Annotated in this window: 12 protein-coding genes; 9 read left to right on the top strand and 3 right to left on the bottom strand. The window is 42.4% G+C overall.

The window, feature by feature from the left end; translation table 11 throughout:
• Window positions 1–13: 13 nt before the first annotated feature.
• From brxC to ACT3SX_RS04880, 9 genes are all read left to right on the top strand, one after another.
• A complete protein-coding gene (gene brxC, locus ACT3SX_RS04920) occupies window positions 14–3,481 on the top strand; it encodes a BREX system P-loop protein BrxC (RefSeq protein ID WP_444761690.1) in 3,468 nt (1,155 codons plus the stop codon).
• A complete protein-coding gene (locus ACT3SX_RS04915; protein WP_444761689.1) occupies window positions 3,481–7,005 on the top strand; it encodes an Eco57I restriction-modification methylase domain-containing protein in 3,525 nt (1,174 codons plus the stop codon). Before brxC ends, ACT3SX_RS04915 begins: the two co-directional genes overlap by 1 nt.
• Entirely contained in the window at window positions 7,006–8,730 is a 1,725-nt protein-coding gene (locus tag ACT3SX_RS04910; RefSeq protein ID WP_444761688.1) for an ATP-dependent nuclease, read from the top strand.
• Window positions 8,727–10,640 carry an ATP-dependent helicase gene (locus tag ACT3SX_RS04905; RefSeq protein ID WP_444761687.1) on the top strand — a complete coding sequence of 638 codons (1,914 nt, stop codon included), beginning with the start codon at window positions 8,727–8,729 and terminating at the stop codon, window positions 10,638–10,640. Before ACT3SX_RS04910 ends, ACT3SX_RS04905 begins: the two co-directional genes overlap by 4 nt.
• Before the next feature lie 232 nt (window positions 10,641–10,872).
• The gene (locus ACT3SX_RS04900) at window positions 10,873–11,841 is read left to right on the top strand and encodes a hypothetical protein (protein WP_444761686.1); all 969 of its coding nucleotides are present in this window, start codon (window positions 10,873–10,875) and stop codon (window positions 11,839–11,841) included.
• Window positions 11,838–13,640, top strand: a complete 1,803-nt coding sequence (locus ACT3SX_RS04895; RefSeq protein WP_444761685.1) for a DUF262 domain-containing protein — start codon at window positions 11,838–11,840, stop codon at window positions 13,638–13,640. Before ACT3SX_RS04900 ends, ACT3SX_RS04895 begins: the two co-directional genes overlap by 4 nt.
• A gap of 39 nt (window positions 13,641–13,679) precedes the next feature.
• The gene (gene pglZ / locus ACT3SX_RS04890) at window positions 13,680–16,004 is read left to right on the top strand and encodes a BREX-1 system phosphatase PglZ type B (protein ID WP_444761684.1); all 2,325 of its coding nucleotides are present in this window, start codon (window positions 13,680–13,682) and stop codon (window positions 16,002–16,004) included.
• Complete coding sequence (gene brxL / locus ACT3SX_RS04885; RefSeq protein WP_442074708.1) at window positions 16,005–18,053, top strand: protease Lon-related BREX system protein BrxL; 2,049 nt, start codon at window positions 16,005–16,007, stop codon at window positions 18,051–18,053.
• 103 nt (window positions 18,054–18,156) lie between these two features.
• Window positions 18,157–19,287, top strand: coding sequence for a tetratricopeptide repeat protein (locus ACT3SX_RS04880; RefSeq protein ID WP_444761683.1), 1,131 nt, complete (start codon window positions 18,157–18,159; stop codon window positions 19,285–19,287).
• 161 nt (window positions 19,288–19,448) lie between these two features.
• Here ACT3SX_RS04880 and ACT3SX_RS04875 read toward each other — a convergent pair whose 3' ends face one another.
• The 3 genes from ACT3SX_RS04875 to tnpB form a co-directional block, all read right to left on the bottom strand.
• On the bottom strand, window positions 19,449–20,165 hold the full coding sequence (locus tag ACT3SX_RS04875; protein ID WP_442074706.1) for a 3'-5' exonuclease: 717 nt from the start codon (window positions 20,163–20,165) through the stop codon (window positions 19,449–19,451).
• A 129-nt stretch (window positions 20,166–20,294) separates the two neighbouring features.
• A complete protein-coding gene (tnpC, locus tag ACT3SX_RS04870) occupies window positions 20,295–22,052 on the bottom strand; it encodes an IS66 family transposase (protein ID WP_444761682.1) in 1,758 nt (585 codons plus the stop codon).
• A gap of 42 nt (window positions 22,053–22,094) precedes the next feature.
• Entirely contained in the window at window positions 22,095–22,439 is a 345-nt protein-coding gene (tnpB, locus tag ACT3SX_RS04865) for an IS66 family insertion sequence element accessory protein TnpB (RefSeq protein WP_298870026.1), read from the bottom strand.
• Window positions 22,440–22,572: the final 133 nt, after the last annotated feature.

Raw genomic sequence — 22,572 nt, 5'->3', positions numbered from 1 at the left:
AATGGAGTTTGCAATGATGTTGAACCGTGAAATTTATCAGTTAGATCCTACGCTGAACCGATTAGAAAACAATGGTGTTGCGGAAGTAAAGGATGACCAGTCTGATCAAGCTCTTAAAACATTACGTTATGAGATTGAGACATTTGTCTGTGATGGTGAGTATGAAGCTGGACTAGATAAAATATTGTCTGCATATCTGAGAAATTTAAACAGCGATCATGAACAGCCAGGAGTTTGGATATCTGGTTTTTTTGGTTCCGGTAAATCACATCTGGCAAAAATGCTTAGGGCTTTTTGGATTAACCAAAAATTCACTGATGGTATGAGCGCGCTAGATATTGCTGATCTCCCATTAGAAATTACAGATCACTTCAAAGAGCTAAGTAGTGTGGCTAATCGATATGGAGGTCTTCACGCTGCATCCGGCACTCTTGGCTCAGGTGCAAATAATAATGTGCGCATGGCGCTACTAAATATCATATTCAAATCTGCCGGGCTCCCAGAACAATATCATCAGGCTCGTTTTGTGATGTGGCTCAAGAAGAAAGGCATTTTTGAAAGCATTAAAGCACGTGTTGAAGATGAAGGAGATTGCTGGGAAGACGAATTAGAAGATCTTTATGTCTCTCGTAGTATCGCAGGAGCATTGCTTGAAGAAGACAATACGCTGGGTGAAGACTTCAAAGAGGTGCGTCAGCTTCTTCGTGAACAGTATCCCATTGCCTCAGATATTACTAACCAACAGATGGTAGATGCAATTTATGATGCTCTGGCATCGGATGGTAGCTTTCCACTAACTCTGATTGTATTAGATGAGGTACAACAATATATTGGCACTGATGCTGAAAAAGCGCATCAAGTTCAAGAGATGGTTGAGACGTGCTGCAAACATTCTAAATTTAAAAGTAAATTGCTGTTTGTTGCCACTGGTCAAAGCGCATTGTCGGGAATGGCAAACTTACAACGTTTGCTTGGTCGCTTCCAGATCCCTGTACAGTTATCTGATACTGATGTGGAGTCCGTTATCCGCAAAGTCATCTTACAGAAGAAAGCCTCGGTTAAACCCCAGCTAGAGTCTATGCTGCAATCTCATCTAGGAGAAATATCTCGGCAATTACGAGGTACGAAAATTGAACATCACCGTGAAGATGAGAAAGTTCTGTTGGCTGATTATCCATTATTGCCGGTACGCCGGCGTTTTTGGGAAAAGGTCTTACGTATCGTAGATACAACAGGTACAGTTTCTCAGCTACGCAATCAGCTCAAAGTCATTCACGAAGCAGCTCAGGCTACAGCAGACAAGCCACTAGGTCATGTCGTGCCAGCTGATTTTATCTATGATCAAATCTCAGTAAACCTTTTACAGACGGGTGTAATCTCTAAGGAAATCACAGAAACCATTGGTCGGTTTTCTGCGGGTGATGCTGATGACAAGCTCAAGTCTCGTATACTCGCTTTGGTCTTGTTGATTGGGAAACTGCCTACTGATCCAGCAGCTGATTGTGGTGTAAGAGCCACCGCTGATATGCTTGCGGATTTACTGATAGAAGACTTTAATAACGGCAAGGATGCGATCCGTACGGCCGTGCCTCAGTTACTGAAAGAGTTGACTGAAGAAGGTCTGCTGATGGTTATGGAGACTAGCATAGGCGCTGAATACCGACTGCAAACGCAAGAAAGTGCCCAGTGGTATGACACTCTACGTCAGGAGGAGGCAGATCTGCGTGGTAATATGCAGCGCGTCGAAAATATACGTGTTGACCTGCTCCATAAATCTATCCGCCAGGACATTAGCAAGATTCGATTGACTCAAGGTAAGTCTAATGAGATGCGTCAGCTGATTGTTAGTTTCGATTTAGAGCTGCCAAGCGATGCCAGTGAAAAAGTCTATGTTTGGATACAGGACGGTTGGAGTCTTGATGAAAAAAGCTTTATATCCGAAGCCCGTCGTCGTCAGCCTAGCGAGCCGACAATATTTGTTTATATCCCTGCGCGTAACCGCTCTGAGTTGACCAATGCAATCATTACAGAGAATGCAGCATTTGCGACACTAGAGAAGCGTGGCATTCCTAATACTGACGCAGGTACGGATGCTCGTAGTGCGATGGAAACTCGCCATCGTGACGCACAAAAGCAAGCCCAAGCTTTATTGAGTGAGATTTTTGCTGGCGTGCAAGTATTGCAAGCCGGTGGTAGTGAAGTTGAAGGTAATAGCATTGCAGAGCGTGTTGAGACGGCTGCTAAAGCATCCTTAGTTCGTCTGTATCGTGAGTTTGATGTCGCTGATAATACGGGATGGGGTAAGGTCTATGATCGAGCTCGCAAAGATGGCGGCCAGAATGCATTAGAAGCTATAGGTTACTCTGATGAGCCTGAGCAGCATCCAGTTTGCGCACAAATCAAACGCTACATAGGAGTATCTAAAAAAGGTAGTGAGATTCGAGATTATTTTTCTGCCGCTCCTTATGGTTGGCCGCAAGATACTATCGACGGCGCTCTATATGCATTATTGGCTAGTGGTATTCTCATTGCTAAAGGTAATGGCAACCATCCCATCTCTGTAAAAGAGCTAGAACGTAAACAAATCAGCCAAACTAATTTTCAACCAGAAAGTATCACTATTCGCCCAGTAGATATGATTAAAATACGTGGTTTAATGAATGCTAGCGGCATTGCGTGCCAGCCTGGTGAGGAAGCGGCTAAACTAGATTTGCTAATAGATAAAGGTCGTACATTGGCAAAAGAAGCAGGTGGTGATGCTCCTTTTCCTGAGCGCCCAAGTTACCGTCTGTTTGATGAGATTGCGCAGCAATCTGGTAATGCCAAGCTTAAATATGTTCTAGATGAGCAAGATGCCATCAAGCAGTCACTCCAACAATGGGCTGAGACTGCTGATAAGATTCAAAAGAGACGACCTGATTGGTTTGTGTTAAAAGATTTATTAGACCAAAGTCAGGGTCTGTCATTCCAAGCTGATATCCAAGCCGAAGTAAGTGCCATCGAAGCCAATCGCTCATTACTCGACGAGCCTAATCCAATGACTAGCCTTAGTAAGCAATTGGTTGATAAGTTACGTGAAGCCGTACAATATCGTGTGGATAGTTACCTCGAACAGCATACCAAGAATTTGGCTCAGTTGGAAGCTGACAGCTATTGGCAGCAGCTAGATGATACTCAGAAAAATGAGATTCTTAATAAGTTCAAGCTAACGACGTTTAATGAGCCCGCCCTAAATAATGCTGATGCAATTATCGATGCGCTGAATGAGGTTAGTCTAGAGCAATGGAGAGACCGTACAGATGCTCTAGCCAGCAAGTTTGATAATGCACGCATGGAGGCGTTACGAAGATTGCAGCCTAAAGTACAGTATATTGCTCTGCAACGAGCGACTTTTGAGACAGAGGAAGACGTCAATACCTGGCTAGCGAAAGTTAAAACTCAAATTCTTGATAAACTTAGTGATGGACCGGTGACTTTTTAATGATGACAATTCGACAACCTCTTGATAAGGCTTTGCGTCGCACATTAGAGGCGACAGTGATTAAAGCTCGTGATATTGCTGAGCTAGCGGCAACTCAAGCACTCAATCGTTTGGGTGTAGGCGATGCCAAGCCTGCTGACTATTTAAGCGATGAACAACGCAAATTACGCACTCGTTTGCGTGCGCGCGGTCGTCAATTGGGCGATATTAAAAAAGACAATGGCCAGCAAGCCACTCATAAGCTGGTCACTGAAGTTGCTTATGAGCACTGGCACCGCATGTTATTTTCTCGATTTCTTGAGCAAAATAACTTGCTTATGTATGACGAATACACTTCATTAAGCTTAGATGAGTGTAATGAATTGGCTCAAGACTCTGATACAGCTCGTGATGACTTAGAGCGCCGCTGTGAAAGTGGTTGGGAGCTGGCAGGCGTTCTAGCATCAAAGATGTTGCCACAGATTTTCCGTATCGACTCGGCAGTGTTTGAGTTAGAGTTTGCTCCCGAGCATCAGCGTAATCTAGAGCAACTAGTCACTGGGTTATCTTTAGATACATTCCAAGCGCAAGATAGCCTCGGCTGGGTCTATCAGTTCTGGCAAAGCAAGCGCAAAGATGAAGTCAATAAGTCTGAAGTAAAAATTGGTGCTGATGAGCTATCACCAGTGACTCAGTTATTTACTGAACCATACATGGTGAGCTTTTTATTAGATAATGCCTTGGGCGCTTGGTGGGCTGGCAAGCGACTGACTGAAAGTGACTGGCAACATGCCAGCAGTGAACAAGAACTACGCAATAAAGCCGCTATTCCAGGCGTATCACTTGAATATTTACGCTTCGTACAAGATGAACAAACCAAAATATGGCAACCAGCCTCAGGCACTTTCGATGCTTGGCCAGATGAGCTTAGTGAATTTAAAGCTATAGATCCTTGTTGTGGATCAGGTCACTTCTTAGTTGCTATATTCCTCATGCTTGTGCCAATGCGTATGCAGCTTGAGAGCCTCAGCGAACAACAAGCCATAGATAAAGTGCTAAGTGAAAACTTACATGGGCTTGAGCTAGACCAACGCTGTGTAGAGCTGGCAGTTTTCGCCTTAGCGTTAGAAGCTTGGCGATATAAAAATGGTGGTGGATATCGTAGTCTGCCAGAATTACATTTGGCTTGTAGTGGTCTATCTATTTCTGCTGCCAGAGACGAATGGAAAGCGCTAAGCCGAAATGCTGGCAAGCAAAACCTAAGTATTGCTTTGGACTGGATGTATCAAACCTTCCAGGATGCGCCAGTGTTAGGTAGTTTGATTAACCCGCGCCGTAGTGATGCTACAAAGATTGCTAAATGGGATGAGCTACAGCAACTGCTGGGTGAGGCTTTAGCAAAAGACCAAAGCAAGGCTAATCAATCTGATAGCAGTGAGCAAACAAACCAACTAGAAGCAGGGATTGTGGCTCAAGGTTTAGCAAAAGCGGCTGAACTATTAGGTAGTCAATACACCTGGGTAGTGACTAATGTGCCCTACCTCACTTCTGGCAAACAGAACGATATTTTAAAAGATTTTTGTGAAGAGTATTATCCTGCTAGCAAAAGTGATTTGGCAACCGTTTTTCTAGAGCGCTGTCTAGAGTTTTGTATTGTAGGGGGTACTACAAGTACTGTCTTACCGCAGAATTGGTTATTCCTAAGTGGTTATAAAAAATTTCGTGAAAAACTCCTGATTAACGATACGTGGCATTTGATTGCACGGTTGGGAGCGAAAGCCTTTCAAACACCTATGTGGGATTTTAATGTACAGCTAATCACTTTAAGTCAAGGGAAAAAAAGTGATGATGTAGTCGATTTATTTAGTAGTACTAAGTCGCCACAATGGATTTGTGGGATAGATGTGTCCGAGCCACGCACTGCAGCTGAGAAGGCCGCACTACTTATGATTGATGATATGAAGAGTGTGAAGCAGGCAAAACAGTTAGAGAATCCGGATGCCAGGATTACGCTAGATAACTCAGAAAAAAGCGTATATCTATCGAAAATTGCTCAAGATTATTCTGGCTGTCTAACTAGTGATGGAGAAAGGTTTTATAGGTATTTGTGGGAACCACAATTAACTGATTCATGGGTTCCTCTTCAATCAACTGTTTCGAAATCTAAACACTTTTCAGGTCTTAGCCAAGTACTGCTATGGGAAAATGCTAAAGGAGCCCTTTTTCGGTTAGCTGAAAAAATGAAAGGCACAAATCATGCTGTCCAAAATTGGAAGCGTGGCCAAGATGCATGGAGTAATAGAGGAGTTATGATCAGTAGTATGGGAAAACTGTCTACTGCTATCTACACAGGTACACATTTTGATAATAATGCAGCTATCATTGTTCCAAAAAATGATAAAGCTAATGTAGCACTATGGTGTTTTTGTAGTTCATATGAATATCATAAAGCAATACGTGAAATTGATCAGTCATTAAAAGTAACTAATGCTACATTAGTGAAAGTCCCTTTCGACCTAGACCACTGGACCAAAGTAGCCGAAGAGCAGTACCCTAATGGACTACCAGAGCCATATACTAATGATCCTACCCAGTGGATATTCCATGGTCATCCCTGTGGCTCAGTGATTTGGGATGAAGAAACAAAATGCACTGCGAATGGTGAACTACGAGTTGATGACAGTGTATTACAAGTCGCTGTAGCTCGTTTATTAGGTTATCAATGGCCAGCTGAGAATGATACTGAAATGGAGTTAGCTGTTGAACAAAGACAGTGGGTTGAGCGTAGCAAAGAGCTTAACCAATTTACTGATGACGATGGTATCGTGTGCTTGCCAGCAGTGCGCGGTGAGAAGGCTGCTGATCAGCGCTTAGAGGCATTACTCCAAGCCGCCTATGGCGAAGCCTGGACGACACCTCTAAAAAATCGCCTGCTGGAAACGGTAAAAGGAAAATCACTCAACCAATGGCTACGTGATAAGTTCTTTGAGCAGCATTGTAAGATGTTTCAGCATCGCCCCTTTATTTGGCACATCTGGGATGGCCTAAACGATGGTTTTAGTGCTTTGGTTAATTATCATATGTTAGACAAAGCAGGGCTGGAGCGTCTTATCTATACTTATCTAGGTGACTGGATCCGCACTCAGCAAAGCGGTATGTCTAGTGGCGAAGATGGCGCCCAGGAACGTCTCGCAGCAGCTGAAGCACTTAAGCGTGAGCTCGAAGATATCCTTGAAGGCGAAGCACCTTACGATATTTTTGTACGCTGGAAGTCATTAACAGAGCAATCTATAGGTTGGAATCCTGATTTAAATGATGGTGTTCGCTTAAATATCCGACCATTTCTAAAAGCTCGTGATGTCGGTAAAAAAGATGCTGGCGTGTTGCGTTGGAAGCCTAATGTAAAATGGACCAAAGACCGTGGTAAAGATGTCGAGTCTGCCCCTTGGTACACCTTAGGTTTAGAGTATGAAGGTAAAGAAGGTGATCGGATTAATGATCATCATTTGACATTGGCTGATAAACAAACAGCTAAGGGTAGTTAGATGCAGTTAACTCATTTATCCATTAAGAATTATCGCGGGATTAAATCATTGAGTTTGGCGTTAGATGAAATAACGGTGCTTATTGGAGAAAATAATAGTGGCAAAACGACGATACTTCATGCCTTACGTGCGTGCTTACAGTCATTAAAGAATAGTGGCCGCTCTATAGTATTTGACGAGTTTGATTTTCATTTTGAAAATAGTACATCAGACCCTTCAACAGCAGAACCGATAGAGATTCTACTCACTTTTGAAGAAAATGAAACAGAGTGGTCCGAAGAGATTGAGCGTCAGCTTGGTGGTGACGCAGGTATTATTATGTTTATTGAACCTCAAGATACAGCCAGGGTTCAATTAAAGGTAACTTCAGAGTACTCTTCAGTCACTCAAGAGATAGAAACTAGTTTTGATTTTCTTGATGCTGAAGGAAATGCTTTAACTGGGAAAAGTCGAGGTAAGCTAGCTGCACTGCAACAAGTAAGACCTTTATTTTACTTGTCAGCTTTAAGAGATGCTGGGAAAGAGTTTTCTCGAACGGCACAGTTCTGGTCCCCGTTTGTTAAAAACTCACAAATTACTCCAGAAAAAAAACAAGAAATAGAAAGACAGCTTGTTGAGATTAATTCAAAAATCATCGATGCGCATGAAACTTTCAAAGATGTGCAGTTGCATCTTTCCAAGGTCCAGGACTTGGTGTCCGTAGGTGACCATGATGTAGTGAGTGTTGATGCTATACCTGCGCGCATTTTTGATATGTTAAGTCGAACCCAGGTAAATATCTCTTCAGCAACAGGCGCTAGATTACCTATCGCTAGACATGGTGAAGGCACACAAAGTTTGACAGTATTGATGCTTTTCGACGCATTTTTACAATCTGATCTTGCCAGAAAGCAAGGTATTCATGAGTCTAGACCTATTGTTGCGCTTGAAGAGCCAGAGGCGCACTTACACCCAACAGCTATACGCGCATTGTGGAAAACTATTAGCAAAATTAATGGCCAAAAAGTGATAGCAACCCATTCTGGTGATCTATTATCAGAAGTAGATCCATTTTCCATTCGTAGGCTCTATCGTGCGGGTGGTGTTGTGAAAGTAGGGCAATTACCTAAGGGCTTATTTAAGGCCAATCAGCTACAAAAGTTTGAATACTGGGTGAGTAGAACCCGCGGGGAATTGTTTTTTGCTAAAGCATGGATTCTGGTCGAGGGTGAAACAGATATTATTTTATTGTCTGGAGCTGCAAAAGCTTTAGGTTTTGACTTAGAGCAGCACGGGGTTAGGCTGGTCGAATATGCGCAAAGCGATTTGTCAGTATTTTTAAAGGCTGCTAATTCATTAGGTATTGCTTGGTATGTTTTTTCAGATGGCGATGATGCTGGACAGAGAAATATAGGTAAAGCTAAAAGTTTACTACAACCAAATCAGCATCAGCATCATCATGTTGGGGTTTTACCTGATGGGGAGCCAGTAGAACCGTTTTTATGTAAAAATGGGTTCCTTGAAATTTATAAAAATGATGCTTCAGAACAGAAACTCAGAAATGTAACAGAATCACCTGAATCACCCGATTACGCAGCAGCGATAGCTCAGTGTTTACCAAAAAATGGAAAGCCTGGTGCAGCACATGCAGTAGTAACGGACATGATCAGTAATCCTGAAAAAGTTCCTAAAATATTTAGATTTGCAATTTATAAAGCGGCTGCCTTGGGCAGGAGAAAACTATGAAGTACTTAGAAGACCTCAACCCAAGTCAAGAGGTAGCGGCTTTATGGGATGATGGTCCTTTGCTTGTTTTGGCTGGGCCTGGCTCAGGTAAAACCAAGACGCTAATTTCAAGGGTTGCCAGGTTAGTTGACGAAAGTAAAAATGATACGTTCCGAATACTTTGTCTGACATTTACTAGGAAAGCGGCTATTGAGATGCGTGATAGGCTTTTCGCCTTAATCCCAGATGCACAAAACAAAGTTAACTTATCTACCTTTCATTCTTTTGCAACTGATATTTTAAGGCAGCATGGTAGTCATTTTCACTTAACACCAGACTTTTCGATTATTGATAAAGAAGAACAAATCTCTATTATCAAGAAAATAATATCCAGTAATGACCAAGATTATTCAGCCTTCTTATCAGCAGAAAAAGTACTTGATGCCATTGAGTATCTATTCAAAGAGCTTGTACCTGATGAAAGAGTGTCCAGCCTTATTAGGGACCCAGCTGTGGGGCTACAGCTGACCAATATCTTTAAAGCTTACAAAGCAAGTCTATGCGAACAAAACGCACTAGATTACGGAGCAATAATTTACCTATGTGAGCAAATATTGCGTGAACGTCCGCGGTTGGCTCGACAGCTTAGAAATGTATACAAATATATTTGTGTTGATGAGTTTCAAGACACCAATAATTCACAATACGCTTTGCTACGATCTTTATCTCCTGAGAAAAAATCAAATTTATTTATTGTTGGTGATGACGATCAAATCATTTATCAATGGAATGGAGCGAGTCCAAGAAGAATTGAAATTCTTAAAGAGGATTATGATTTAAAACAAATACAGCTACCTGAAAACTATAGATGCCCTGCAGAAGTAGTTGAGCTTGCTAATAATCTTATTTCTCATAACACTGCAAGATTAGCTGATAAAAAACCATTGCGTGCGATGCATGATCCTAAAGATATCACACCAGTCTGTGTGCATGAGTTTTGCGATGATACTGAAGAAGCGATGGGAGTTGCTAAGAGAATTCAAGGAAAGCTTAATACTGGCTCCAAGCCAACAGATATAGTGGTCCTTGCTAGGAATACTAGGCTTTTGAAAAGCGTTGCTGCTGCATTATGTGAACTTGATGTTGAGTGTTTTGTCCCTCAAAGAAAAAATAATTTTGAGAGTGCTCCATTAAGACTGATGATTGAAACACTAAAGCTGTCAATTGTGCGATCAGATCAAGAAATACTCGCCAAACTCACAAAAGCTTTTTTTGACTGTTTTGGCATAGAGGTTATGCCAAATGAATTGGCTGTAATGGCTGCCGAAACCAATGGTGACTACCTACAAGCTTTTTCTAACTCTTTAGTAACTATTGAGAAGGATCAAGCAAAGTTGTTTCTTGGTTTGCTTGGTCCTATTTTAAAGAATGAACATTCGTTATTTATAGCAGGAGCTTTTAATTTATTTAATAGACTATCAAAAGAAGTCAGTGAAAGTGAAGAAGGCAAAGGAAGTGAAGAGTTTGCAGAGTACTATGAAGAAGTGAAAGTCTGGGACAATATAGTAATGGAGCTGGGGGGAACTGATGAGGCTAAAGAGCTGTCTTTGGGTCAGTTGCTACAAGAAATTGCGCTAGCGAATAAAACACCGGAACCATCTTCCTCAGCTGTACGTTGCTTTACAATTCATGCCTCCAAAGGTATGGAGTTTTCACATGTATTTCTAGTTGGTTTATCTGAAGATCAGCTTCCCTCTTTTCATGCAATAAAAAAGGAAAGCGATAGTCATGAAATGCAGGAAGAACGAAGAAACTGTTTTGTTGCTATTACAAGAACTAAGCAAACCTTAACCATGACTTATGCAAATAAATACAATGGCTGGAATAAAAAACCATCACGCTTCTTAAGTGAGATGGGCTTACTTCCTTAGATGTGGGGTTGGATATTATACGAAAAAAATACTTATTCTTTGACGATTGTTTGAATCATTTAGAAACGTTGGCTGTAGGAAACTGCACTATTATCTGACTTCAAGGAATATCATAAAACTTATTGATTTACTGGCCAAAGAAGTACGTGCCAGCGTTAACTACAACTCGAATGTTCAAGTAGCTCCCAGTGTAATTCTTTGGATTGATAAACAGCAGCAGGGGATTGAATAAATGAAGCATAATTGGCCCGACTATGACCCAACAGTGGCGTTTTTTCCTGTCGAATTGAAACCTGTATTTATACAATCATCTCAGCAGAGTGGAGACTTATTTGGTTATCATGCATTGCCGCGTCATTTTGCAGTAGTAGAGAGTGAAAGCGACCATGTTTTTGCGGTAGTGACTGAGAATTATAAATTAGTGACTAACCAGCAAGCATATGAGCTAGCAGCAGAGGCATTAAAGACAGTATTCAACTTCACATCATTAGCTGATATGGCTTGTTTAAAAATAATAATGCCTAAAACACGCTCTTTTTGTCACATAGACTTGATACATAAAGAAAGGGGTTTTGAGCCATGGAAAGATGATCAATGGATACCTTTTATCCGTATTACCAATAGTTATAATCGAACGCATAGACTACGTTTTGAGATAGGTTTCTGTCGTCTGACCAATTTCAATGAAGTGATTTTTGAGAGTAAGAGTGTAGAAATTAGTTTTGCACATACTAAGCAATTGCATGACATTATGCTTCGCTGGCATGAGAATCTTGGAGAAATTAAAGAGCTTGAAATTGAGTTCGTTAATCAGTTAAGAAATCTTGAACGTTTTCACGTTCCTAGGCGTTGGATGTTGCCGCTGGCATGTAAGGTATTTGGTGTTCAGCTAAATCCTAAGAGTTCTATCAGCTCAAACAAAATTAAAGAGCTAACTCTGTTTCGTAACGCTATAGATCAGCTTACTAATGACTATTTTTCCGCTCTGGGTGAGCAAGGCTATGCTGCTTTGAATGTGCTGATGGATTATGCTAGTCAGCCAGTTGGAGTAATGTCTCCTGAAAATAGGATAGATGGGTACCAGCGTAAAGCTGGTGATTGGATTAATGATTTTTCACAGCAAATAGAGAGCCGAGAATTTTCTTTTGAAAAATACCTTAACGACTATATAACAACCTCTAAGATGATTACTGAATTATGATTAAGTCCGTTTATAACTACCCAGTTTCTACCCTGCTCGATATTGAAAGCGGCGTTGTTTATGCTATTCCACGCTATCAACGTGAATACACTTGGAGTCGTGTACAGTGGGATGCACTGCTCGATGACTTATTAGATAACGAACTCCATTATTTTTTGGGCTCCATTATCTGTATCAATCAATCTCAGGATGCCCTTGCAGTGCAAGAGCTTGAGCTAGTTGATGGTCAACAACGTATGACGACGATATCGATTTTATTGGCTGCGATTTATGATGTTTTCAGTAAGCAGCCGAATCTAGTTATGGATCAGCAGATGGAGCTCTATAATCTAAGGCATAAACTGGTTTTGAAGAAAATGCCAAATCAACCACGTTTGATACCTCAAGTACAAAATAATAATCAGCAAGATTATTTTTCAGTACTGAATAATATAGGTGTTCTTCAAGATATAGAGACGGTTGCAAATGCTGGTAATCGTCGAGTATTTAAAGCGTACCGACATTTTCTTTCTCGCATTAACCTATACCTTGAGCATAGTGATGACCCGATTACTAAGCTTCAAGGGTTGCTTGAAAAAGTAAATACAGCAACTTTGGTGAAGATTGAAGTAGCAAGCACTTCTGATGCCTACACATTATTTGAATCCCTAAATAATCGTGGTGTGCCACTTACCGCTATCGACCTTATCAAGAATAAGCTACTGGCTGTATTAGAATCTCAAGATAAAGGCAGTATCGATAAACAATATAATCGTTGGAAAAAAGTGATCGATGCTTTAGGCGATGACTATGCAGTACAAGAGCGGTTTTTCCGTCAATATTACAATGCTTTTAAGCCCAGTTTAAAGCAGATAGTCTCTGTACCAGTGGCCACTAAGTCAAATCTGATCAAAATATATGAAAAGCTAATAGCCAGAGATGCTGAAGGTTTTCTGCATACAATGATTCGTATGTCTGAGCACTATGCGCAGATTGTGAGCTATCGCGATGTGCCCGATCAGTCTAAACTGTCTTCTCTATTACTCTCATTAGATCGTATTCAAGGTACACCAGCTTATCTACTACTGATGGTACTATTTGAGTGTAAGACTGATCTGAAACTGCAAGAAGTTCACTTAGAGCAAACAGTAGAATTCCTAATTTCCTACTTCGTTCGTCGCAACGCAACTGACTTACCACCAACCCGAGACCTCACACGTATTTTTATGGATGTGGTTGAAAGTATTATGATGTTAGAAGGTGATGAGGTGGTTAGGCATATTCAAACTAGACTCAAAACCGAAAGCGCTAGTGATGAGCAGTTTGAGAAGAGTCTCAAAGGGCCTATTTACGAAGATAATAAAGCAGTCTGTCGTTTTGTTTTGTGTGCTCTAGAAGAGAGCCGTATGACTCGTGAGACTCAAGTTAATCTATGGGCGCTTAAAGGCAAACAGTATGTCTGGACTATTGAACATATTTTCCCCCAAGGCGATAACATACCGACCAGTTGGGTTAAGATGATTGCCAATGGCGATGCAGAGCTTGCTGAAGAGTATCGTCAGTCTTATGTGCACTGCTTGGGGAATTTGACTATCTCAGGTTATAACAGCACGCTGGGTAATAAAAGTTTTGAAGATAAGAAAAACCGAATGGACAGCCAAGGACGTAAGGTCGGCTATAACAACGGACTGTATTTAAACGAGTCGCTGATTACACAAGACAGCTGGTCTGTGCAACAGATTGAAGTTCGGACTAACAGGTTGGTTGCTGAGGTGATGGAGAAGTATCCACTGACGATATTGACTACAGCTGCTCAGTAGGCTCATAGCAATACTTGTTTGTCCATTTATAGGAATATTATGAAACTTATTGATTTACTGGCCAAAGAAGTACGTGCCAGCGCTAACTACAACTCGAATGTTCAAGTAGCTCCCAGTGTGATTCTTTGGATCGATAAGCAGCGCCATTGGGAGTCAGCATTACCGTTACTGCAAGCCGCTATGCCTGAGCTGATTGTTCTGGGTGATTATGCACCTAAACAAAAAACAGGTCCTGCTATTTGGATTAAATGTGTTGTTGATGGTGCTCTTTCAGAGATCGAACTTCCTACTGATCGTACTCCTATCGTTTACTTGCCAGGCATTGAGCGCCGAGACTTGCGAGCCATTGCTACGTGTCCTGAAGCGCTGATGCCTCTAGCTGAACTGCAATACCGTGGTAGCTGGTGGATTTATAATAACTCTGGTCGTGATTGGACCGTAAATGCTTTTCTGACCTCCGATAACGGTGGTGTTGGTCTTGATGTCGCTAAGGATGATAAAAGCCAGCAGGCGATGTTACGTGTACTAAATGAGATTCTTGAAAGCAAGCGTGAAGATCTGGCGAATCGTCGTCTTGAGGCTTCAGACTTTAATAAGCTAGTGTCCAGTGATCCAGTTCGTGATTTACTCAGTTGGATGAATGATGAAAAAACTTGCCGTGAGCGCTGGGATGAAGCGCGCTGGCAAGCATTAGTCGGTATTTGTGAAACTGAATATCATTTTAATCCTGAGCAAGATGGTGAACTGACAGCCGCTGAGCTGTTGTGCCAACGTCAGGGAATTTGGGAGGGCGTTTGGCAGCGTTATGTTGAATCCTGCCATCATTACCCTTCTTTGCCAAAACTATTGCTAAAGGTGCAAGGTGATCTTGTTGCTGATGGTGCAAGTTACCCAGTTATAAACCAAACTGAAGAATCTGCTTTAGAGAAATCATTATCTCAGCTACAAACACTTAACTCAGTTGATATACGTCAGAAGATAGCTGCACTAGAAGAGCATCATGCCGAACGCCGAGAATGGATTTGGTTTAAGTTAGATATGGCTCCGCTGGCTGGTGTGCTGAAGTGTTTGAGTGGTGTTGCAAGCCTCACTCAGCAGTGTTTTTCTGGCACTGACCCTGAAGAGATGGCTACGTTATACCGTGATAAATATTGGCAGGCGGATGACCTAACCCTTAAAGCATTGGCTTATCCTTTAGTGCCTAGCCAGCAAGCTTTAGTACAAAAATTGCTTGCGCTTATCTATACGCCTTGGCTAGATGAGGTTACGCATAACTTCCAAAGTTTAGTAAAAGAGAAAGGTTATCCCGGTACAACTCAATTCAACAAAGCGACAGCTGATTATGCTGCTGCGGGAGAAGTAGTGTTTTTTGTTGATGGCCTACGTTATGACTTGGCACAGCGTCTTATTAAACAGTTAGAGCCAATGGGAGAGGTTGGGTTTACCACTAATTGGGCGGCATTGCCTTCAGTTACTGCAACAGCTAAAGCTGCTGTTACACCAGTACACGATCGTTTAACCGGTAGAGAAACTGACCGTGATTTCGAGCCAAGCTTGTTGGATGACAATAAAGACTTCTCTGCTTATTACTTAAGAAAGTTTCTGAAAGAGAAAGGCTGGCTCTATCTTGAAGAGGGTGATTCAGGAGATCCGGCATCTAATGCCTGGGTACAAAGCGGTGACATAGATAAGGAAGGTCATGTACGAGGTCTTAAGCTTGCAGGAAGAGTTGATAGTTTATTAGATGAAATAGTTGAGCGTATTGAAGAACTGCTGGCAGCAGGATGGCGTAAAATTAGAATCGTCACTGATCATGGGTGGATGTTGACTCCTGAAACTATGCCAAAGGTAGAGCTACCTAAACATCTAACAGAAACTCGCTGGGGACGATGTGCAGTAATTAAAGATTCAGTTGCCAGTGGCTATTTGCAAGTAGGTTGGTATTGGAACAGCCAAGTGAGTATTGCTATGGCACCAGGAGTTTCTTGCTTCAAGGCTGGCTTGTATTATGATCATGGTGGTTTGAGTTTACAGGAGTGCCTGACACCAGTGATTGAGATTCTTAATAAACAAAGCTCAGCCTCAGCCGCTAAACCAACGATTACAGCGATCCTATCTGAGTTGCGCTGGCTTGGATTGCAGTGCAGAGTGCAAGCTGATAGCGACTCTGATGGGATTTTTGCAGTACTACGCATACATGCGGCTAACCCAGACTCTGAGATTAGTAAGCGTAAACCACTTAAAGAAGGCAAATGCACGCTCATGGTAGATGATGAGTATGAAGATACCTCCGCCGTTCTTGTGCTGTTAGACGAACATGGCAATGTGCTAGCAAAAAAACCAACATTAGTAGGAGACGTATAAGTGGAATTAGATGCACTGGATCAAAAGGCTGCGGATTTTTTTGAAGGATACATCGTTCGTAAGGATCTTGTCCGTACATTTGCACGCCAGTTCCCTGTACCCACTTATGTGGTTGAGTTTATGCTCGGTCGTTATTGCGCATCAACAGACCCAGATGAAATAGAAGAAGGTCTTGAGATTGTCCAGCGACAGCTGTCTTCACGAACAGTACGTGCAGGAGAGGAAGAGTTGTTTAAGGCACGTGCCTATAAGGACGGATCAGCCAAACTTATTGATATCGTCAGTGTTAAGTTTGTCGAAAAAGAGAATGGTTACCTTGCCAGCTTACCTAGTTTAAACCTTAATAAAGTACGTATTCCGGACAAGATTGTTGATGACAATGAGCGTCTTTTGACAGGCGGGTTTTATGCTGAGGTAACGCTGGAATACGATAGTATTATCGCAGAAGAAAAAGGTAATGCTTTTGGTATAGCTGAACTACGACCCATTCAAATGTCCAAGCGCAATGTGCTAGATGTGATGACTGAAGCTCGCAAAAACTATACTAGTGATGAATGGCGTGATTTTTTAATTCGCTCCATCGGCTTGGAGCCAAGCGCCTTATCACAACGGGCTAAAGATGCCATCCTACTGCGTATGGTGCCATTCGTTGAGCGTAACTACAACATGGTTGAGTTGGGACCGCGTGGCACAGGTAAGAGCCACTTGTTTCAGCAGATATCACCTTATGCTCATCTGATTTCCGGTGGTAAGGCGACAATTGCTAAGATGTTTGTGAACAATGCTAGTGGGCAGCGTGGTTTAGTGTGTCAGTACGATGTGGTTTGTTTTGATGAAGTCAGCGGAATATCCTTCGATACCAAAGAAGGCGTCAATATCATGAAAGGCTACATGGAGTCAGGTGAGTTTAGCCGAGGTAAGGAAAGTATTCGTGCAGATGGCTCATTGGTATTCGTAGGAAACTTTGATGTGGACGTAGAGCACCAACAACGTGTTGGTCACTTATTTGGTCCTTTACCTGCAGAAATGCGTGATGATACCGCATGGATGGATCGTATTCATTGCTATCTACCGGGCTGGGATGTCCCAAAAATGAGTAAAGAGCTGACTACGGATCATTTTGGTCTGGTTAGTGACTTCTTTTCTGAATGCATGACTCGCCTGCGTTTTCAAAGTCGTGTATCTGCTATGCAGAACCGTGTGTATTTAGGTGGTGCACTCAGTGGCCGTGATAGCAATGCGGTTAATAAAACAGTATCAGGACTACTAAAATTAATGTATCCAGATGCCGAACTTAGTGTGTCTGATGAAGACTTGGAATGGGCCACTCGTTTAGGTCTTGAAGTGCGTCGCCGGGTGAAGGAGCAACAGAAGCGCGTTGGTGCTGCTGAGTTTCGCAATACCCATTTCAGTTACACCATTGGTGATGATGGGATTGAAAAGTTTGTTGCCACCGCAGAGTTGCGAGCGAATAACGAAATAGGTGATGATCCCTTAGAACCAGGACAGGTTTGGACTATTAGTGAAGGCGGGTCTGAGATTGATGATAATGCTGGTTTGTATCGTATCGAGGTAAACGAGGGGCCAGGCTCTGGTGTGAAGATTCTTAACAATCCAGCTCCTGCTGCGTTCAAGGAGTCTTTGCGTTACGCTGAACAGAATCTCTACGCGCGCTCCATGCAGCTCATAGGTGATCGTGACCCTAGAGCTCATGAGTTCACAGTACAACTGAGGGCTTTTGATGCAGCTAAAAAAGGCTCTAGGATTGGTGTGGCAGCGCTAGTTGCTATGTGTAGTAGTATACTAAAGAAGTCAGTAAAAGGCGGTCTTATATTGATAGGAGAGATAAATCTGGGTGGCTCTATTGAACCTGTCACCAATGCGGTCAATATTGCCGAACTAGCAGTAGAAAAGGGTGCTAGTGTGCTACTTATGCCGGTTACAGCCAGGCGTCAGCTGTATGACTTGTCAGATGATATGGCTACCAAGATAGATATACAGTTCTATCAAGATGCAAGAGATGCACTGCTGAAAGCTATAGTAGAGTAAGGTGCTGCTGATTTTTATAATCAACCACAGTTTTGATTATACCGTCTATGAAAAACTACCCTATTGATATTTAATCAAAACACTCCTTAGGAATAATACCGCCATGCAAATAATGAAAAAGACGCTTGTTTATGGACTGGTGGTTTTGAGCCTGTCGTTTGTAATGAATGTATCAGCTGTGGCATCTGATATTGAGATCACAAAAATATTGGCTGATAAAGGTGATGCTGCATCGCTAACTGATCTTGGTCTGAGGTATGAAATTGGGGATGGTGTAACTCAAGATTATAACAAAGCAGTTGAGTTGTATCAAAAGGCGGCTAATCAAGGATATGCTCCCGCTCAATTTAGTATCGGCAATATGTATTACATTGGGAAAGGTGTGCGTAAAGATTATGGCAGGGCAGTTGAATGGTTTCAGAAAGGAGCTAATCAAGGTTATGCAGAAGCACAAAATAATCTTGCAGTAGCTTATGCAGAAGGAAAGGGTGTACGGCAAGATAGTGGCAAAGCGGTTGAATTATATAAAAAAGCAGTGCAACAAGGAAACGCTGGCGCTAAAAATAATCTTGGGATAGCGTATAAAGATGGTAAAGGTGTACCTCAAAATCATTATGTGGCTTTTAAGTTATTCCAAGAGTCTGCTGATCAAGGATATGCCGGAGGTCAAGCCAATCTAGGTTTGGCTTACCAAAATGGAAGAGGTGTAATCCAAGATTATAATCAGGCAAATGAATGGTATCAAAAAGCTGCCCAACAAGGTGAGCCGGTAGCTCAACATAATCTTGCATATAACTATAGAAATGGTATAGGTGTGCGTCAAGATTATGAAAAAGCATTTTATTGGTATAAAGAAGCCTCTATGCAAGGGTATGCTCCTGCACAAACTAATCTTGGGATGAGATATTCTACAGGTGAAGGTGTACCTCAAGATTTTGAGAAAGCACTTTACTGGATGAAAAAAGCTGCCGATCAAGGTAGAGCGGCAGCTCAGATTAATATGGGAAGAATTTATTATCAGGGAGAGGGTGTACCTATAGATTATGATAAAGCATTCTATTGGTACAAAAAGGCTGCTGATCAAGGAGAAGCTATTGCTCAAAAAAACCTTGGACTACTTTATTATTATGGAGAAGGCGCTACCCAAAATGAAGCTCAGGCAAAATACTGGTTCCGAAAAGCTTGTAATAATGGTAATCAAGAAGGTTGTGAGAACTTGAAGGCATTAAGCTAAGCTAACGATCGTTAAAAAAGAGACTGCGTACCGATAGTTAATTAGAATATCTGGATGTAGTTTTCATCTATATGACTAGTGATCTATTCTAAAGAAACCATAGAGTTAAACTTGGCAAACTAAATTTCATTAAAAACAATTCGTATCCCGGTTTTATGTATTTATACTGACTCTAGTGCTTGCTGGCAAGCTTGAGCTAAATAGGGATCAATACCATCCTGTTTCAGCAACCACTTCAGATATCCAGTACCATCCGAATGGGTAGCCAAATCTGCGATAGCCTCACCTTTATGCTTACCAAAACTTAAGTGCGTGGGTACGCGTGCCATTTGACTAAACTCATATAAGCTCTCCGCATCAGCTATGACATGACCTTGGCTATTAGCCAAATCAATCAAACTACAAAGCACCAGCTCAGTGAAGTGAATATCAGCAATAGCAGCATGCGCATGTCTTGCTTGATCACGCGCCACATTTCTATGGAAGTAATAGAGCAGTGATACTAGCTTATGGCTCTCCAATGTAGGAAGAAGGAAGTTCGCCATTGCATTGGTACAAATTAACTTAGGCTCATGGGTCACGCCAGCATTTTTCAGAACCGCCATATCAAAATCAATATTATGGCCAATCAAGTACTCAACACTGTTAGGCAGCCTAAAATCTGTATGAGGTGGCTCATCTATCACATCCTCATCACAGATATGGGATATCGCCATAGATCCCAAGCTAATTTCTTTGAGAGGGTTAAAGCGTTTCGCTCTTGGCGCTTGCAACACAGTCACTTTACCATTGATGATATCAACAATAGAGTAAGCGGCCTCAGTCATATGTGGTTCAATGAGTCCTGTCGTTTCAGTGTCGAGTATGTATGTGGTCATAATTGCCTTTTTATTTTGACTTGATTCTATGTAGTCTCATTATAGCAGTCTATTTCAAGTGGTCTATGAAGAGACTAACGCTATATATAATTAGATATACTCATAAAAAAGTAAGCATCCGACCATCCCCTATTGCGATGGCACCCAGCGATGAGGTAACAACTCATCTAGATCATCTTGAATAGGCAGGCGTCTTAGCACGTCTGTCAAATAGGCAGACACATCCAAACCATTTAAGCGAGCGGATTGAATGATTGACATAATATTCGCAGCACGCTGCCCACTTCGTAGCGAACCGGCAAACAACCAGTTTTTACGCCCAAGTGCCCACGGGCGCATCTGATTTTCCGCCCAATTATTATCAATCGGCAGCCTGCCATCATCTAGATACTGAGTCAGCGCCTGCCAACGTTTTAGGCAATAATCAATCGCCTTAGTAATACTGGCATTCTTAGTGGTTAACTGTCTTTTTTCTTGTAACCATTGGTGCAGCTTATCCGCAATCGGTTTGGCTTTCTCTTGCCTGATTTGCCGGACTATCTGGGGATCTCTTGGTATTGGGGGTGTGTTTTTTTCAAATCGCGCATCAATCTCACGTTCAACCGCATACAACTGCCCGAATAACGCTAATGCGTCAATGCTAATAACACTTTGTCCAGTAACGTGCAATTCATGAAACTTACGCCGTGCATGGGCCATACAACCGATTTCGCTCACGCCTTGATGAAATAAAAACTTATAGCCGCTGTAATCATCGCAAATCAGCTTACCGTGCCATTTGTCTAAAAAGGCTTTAGGGTGCTCATTACGACGGCTCTGGGCAAAGTCATACACCACCGCTTTTAATGCACCGTGCTGTGGCGTGAGATACGCCCAAACATAGCCTTTCTTTAATGATTTACTGCCGGCTTTCACAGGGTTTTTCATGATAGACACCGGTGTTTCATCGGCATGTAAGATAGGCTCAGACAGTAATAGTTCATGCAAGCGATTCACTAAAGGTGCCATGGCGACGCCGCAGCGTCCCACCCAGTCTGCCATGGTGGCATCGGGAATATTTACCCCACTTCGCTTATAGATAATATTCTGCCGATATAGAGGCTGATGGTCTGCATACTTACTCATGAGAATGTGAGCAAGCAGCTCAGGGGTGGCGATGCTCTTGTTAATGATTTGCTTGGGTGCAGCCGCTTGATGAATGATGTCACACTCACGGCATACCCATTTTGGATAGAGGTGTCGCTCAATATAAAACTGCTTGGGGATGAGTCCAAGTTTGTCCTGTTTATCCTCCCCAATTCGCTTCATTTGACAGCCGCAGTCACAAACGGTGGTGAGTGGTTCATGAACCAGAGTTTTAACCTCAAGGTTGTCAGGAATAATCGTGTATTTAGCACGCTTTGCTTTTTTAGGCTGATCAGTGGCTGAGGGTAGCGATCCGTCAGTGATCTGTGTGCTTGGTTCAAGGTCGCTCTCACCGATGAGCATTTCTGTCTGGATAGGATCGATAGCAGGTAGCTTGGCAAGCTGATCTTGGGTTAAGTCGTGGCGGTAGTCATCTCGGATTTGTTCTAGTGCAGATAAATCTTCTTGCGCAGCTTCCTGATTTAAGTGGGTTTGTCTGGCAGTTATGCCTTCGCTTTTTTGTCCATAGAGCCGGTGAATAAGCCGCTTTTGTTTTTCGATGAGTTCCAGTACTTTTAGATACAGCTTGTGGTTTTCCTCAAAGGTTTTATTGACGAGCTGCTGTAGTTGATCGTGACGCGTGTTTGTTTGAACAATCTGTTGTTGCAGGTGCTCATTACGCTGTTCAAGCAGGTGGATTTTCACCAGGAGCTCGGCGTAAATGGGGTCTTTCGATAAGTCGGATAGAGTGGCAACAGTCATGGTGCTATGTTGCCAGAGTTTTATTTGCCTGTCATCGGGTATTTATAGGATGGGGGTCAATGTATCTTTGCCCATGTTACGCCAAGGCAATCCACTGATTAAGGCATTAAATTGCTCACGGTTGATGCTGATGCCGGTTTGAGTGGGGGTGAGTGGTTTGGTTAAGCCATGAAACTTGCTGTCGTCTAGCTGACGGCTGCAAAGCCAAACCCCAAGTCCGTCATGAATGAATACTTTCAGCCGTGTGCCTGTTTTGTTGTAAAACAGGTAGGCACAGTGAGGGCGGATGCCTTGGTGCTGGGTGATGATGTGAGCCAGTAGTTTGCCGCTGCCACATCGCATGTCCATGGGCGCGGTGGATAGCCAGATGTGATTGATGGGTATCATTGTAGGCCTCGTAGTAGGTCAATCAAACTTTGGGTGTCTATTTGGGCAATAGTGAGGCTTATGGACCCAGGTCCTGGGGCTCTGATTTGCAGCTTGATGTTTTGTATGACGGAGGGTGAGGACAGATGAGTTG

The organism is Psychrobacter sp. AOP31-B2-9 (assembly GCF_052378005.1).
Classification (GTDB): domain Bacteria; phylum Pseudomonadota; class Gammaproteobacteria; order Pseudomonadales; family Moraxellaceae; genus Psychrobacter.
The sequence above is the reverse complement of the archived record's forward strand: the minus strand, read 5'-3'. Positions and strand labels throughout refer to the sequence as shown.

Excerpts from the sequence above, each read along its gene's own strand:
- brxC (WP_444761690.1), top strand. The coding sequence starts at position 14 with ATGATGTTGAACCGTGAAATTTATCAGTTAGATCCTACGCTGAACCGA.
- ACT3SX_RS04915 (WP_444761689.1), top strand. The coding sequence starts at position 3,481 with ATGATGACAATTCGACAACCTCTTGATAAGGCTTTGCGTCGCACATTA.
- ACT3SX_RS04910 (WP_444761688.1), top strand. The coding sequence starts at position 7,006 with ATGCAGTTAACTCATTTATCCATTAAGAATTATCGCGGGATTAAATCA.
- ACT3SX_RS04905 (WP_444761687.1), top strand. The coding sequence starts at position 8,727 with ATGAAGTACTTAGAAGACCTCAACCCAAGTCAAGAGGTAGCGGCTTTA.
- ACT3SX_RS04900 (WP_444761686.1), top strand. The coding sequence starts at position 10,873 with ATGAAGCATAATTGGCCCGACTATGACCCAACAGTGGCGTTTTTTCCT.
- ACT3SX_RS04895 (WP_444761685.1), top strand. The coding sequence starts at position 11,838 with ATGATTAAGTCCGTTTATAACTACCCAGTTTCTACCCTGCTCGATATT.
- pglZ (WP_444761684.1), top strand. The coding sequence starts at position 13,680 with ATGAAACTTATTGATTTACTGGCCAAAGAAGTACGTGCCAGCGCTAAC.
- ACT3SX_RS04880 (WP_444761683.1), top strand. The coding sequence starts at position 18,157 with ATGCAAATAATGAAAAAGACGCTTGTTTATGGACTGGTGGTTTTGAGC.
- ACT3SX_RS04875 (WP_442074706.1), bottom strand. The coding sequence starts at position 20,165 with ATGACCACATACATACTCGACACTGAAACGACAGGACTCATTGAACCA.
- tnpC (WP_444761682.1), bottom strand. The coding sequence starts at position 22,052 with ATGACTGTTGCCACTCTATCCGACTTATCGAAAGACCCCATTTACGCC.
- tnpB (WP_298870026.1), bottom strand. The coding sequence starts at position 22,439 with ATGATACCCATCAATCACATCTGGCTATCCACCGCGCCCATGGACATG.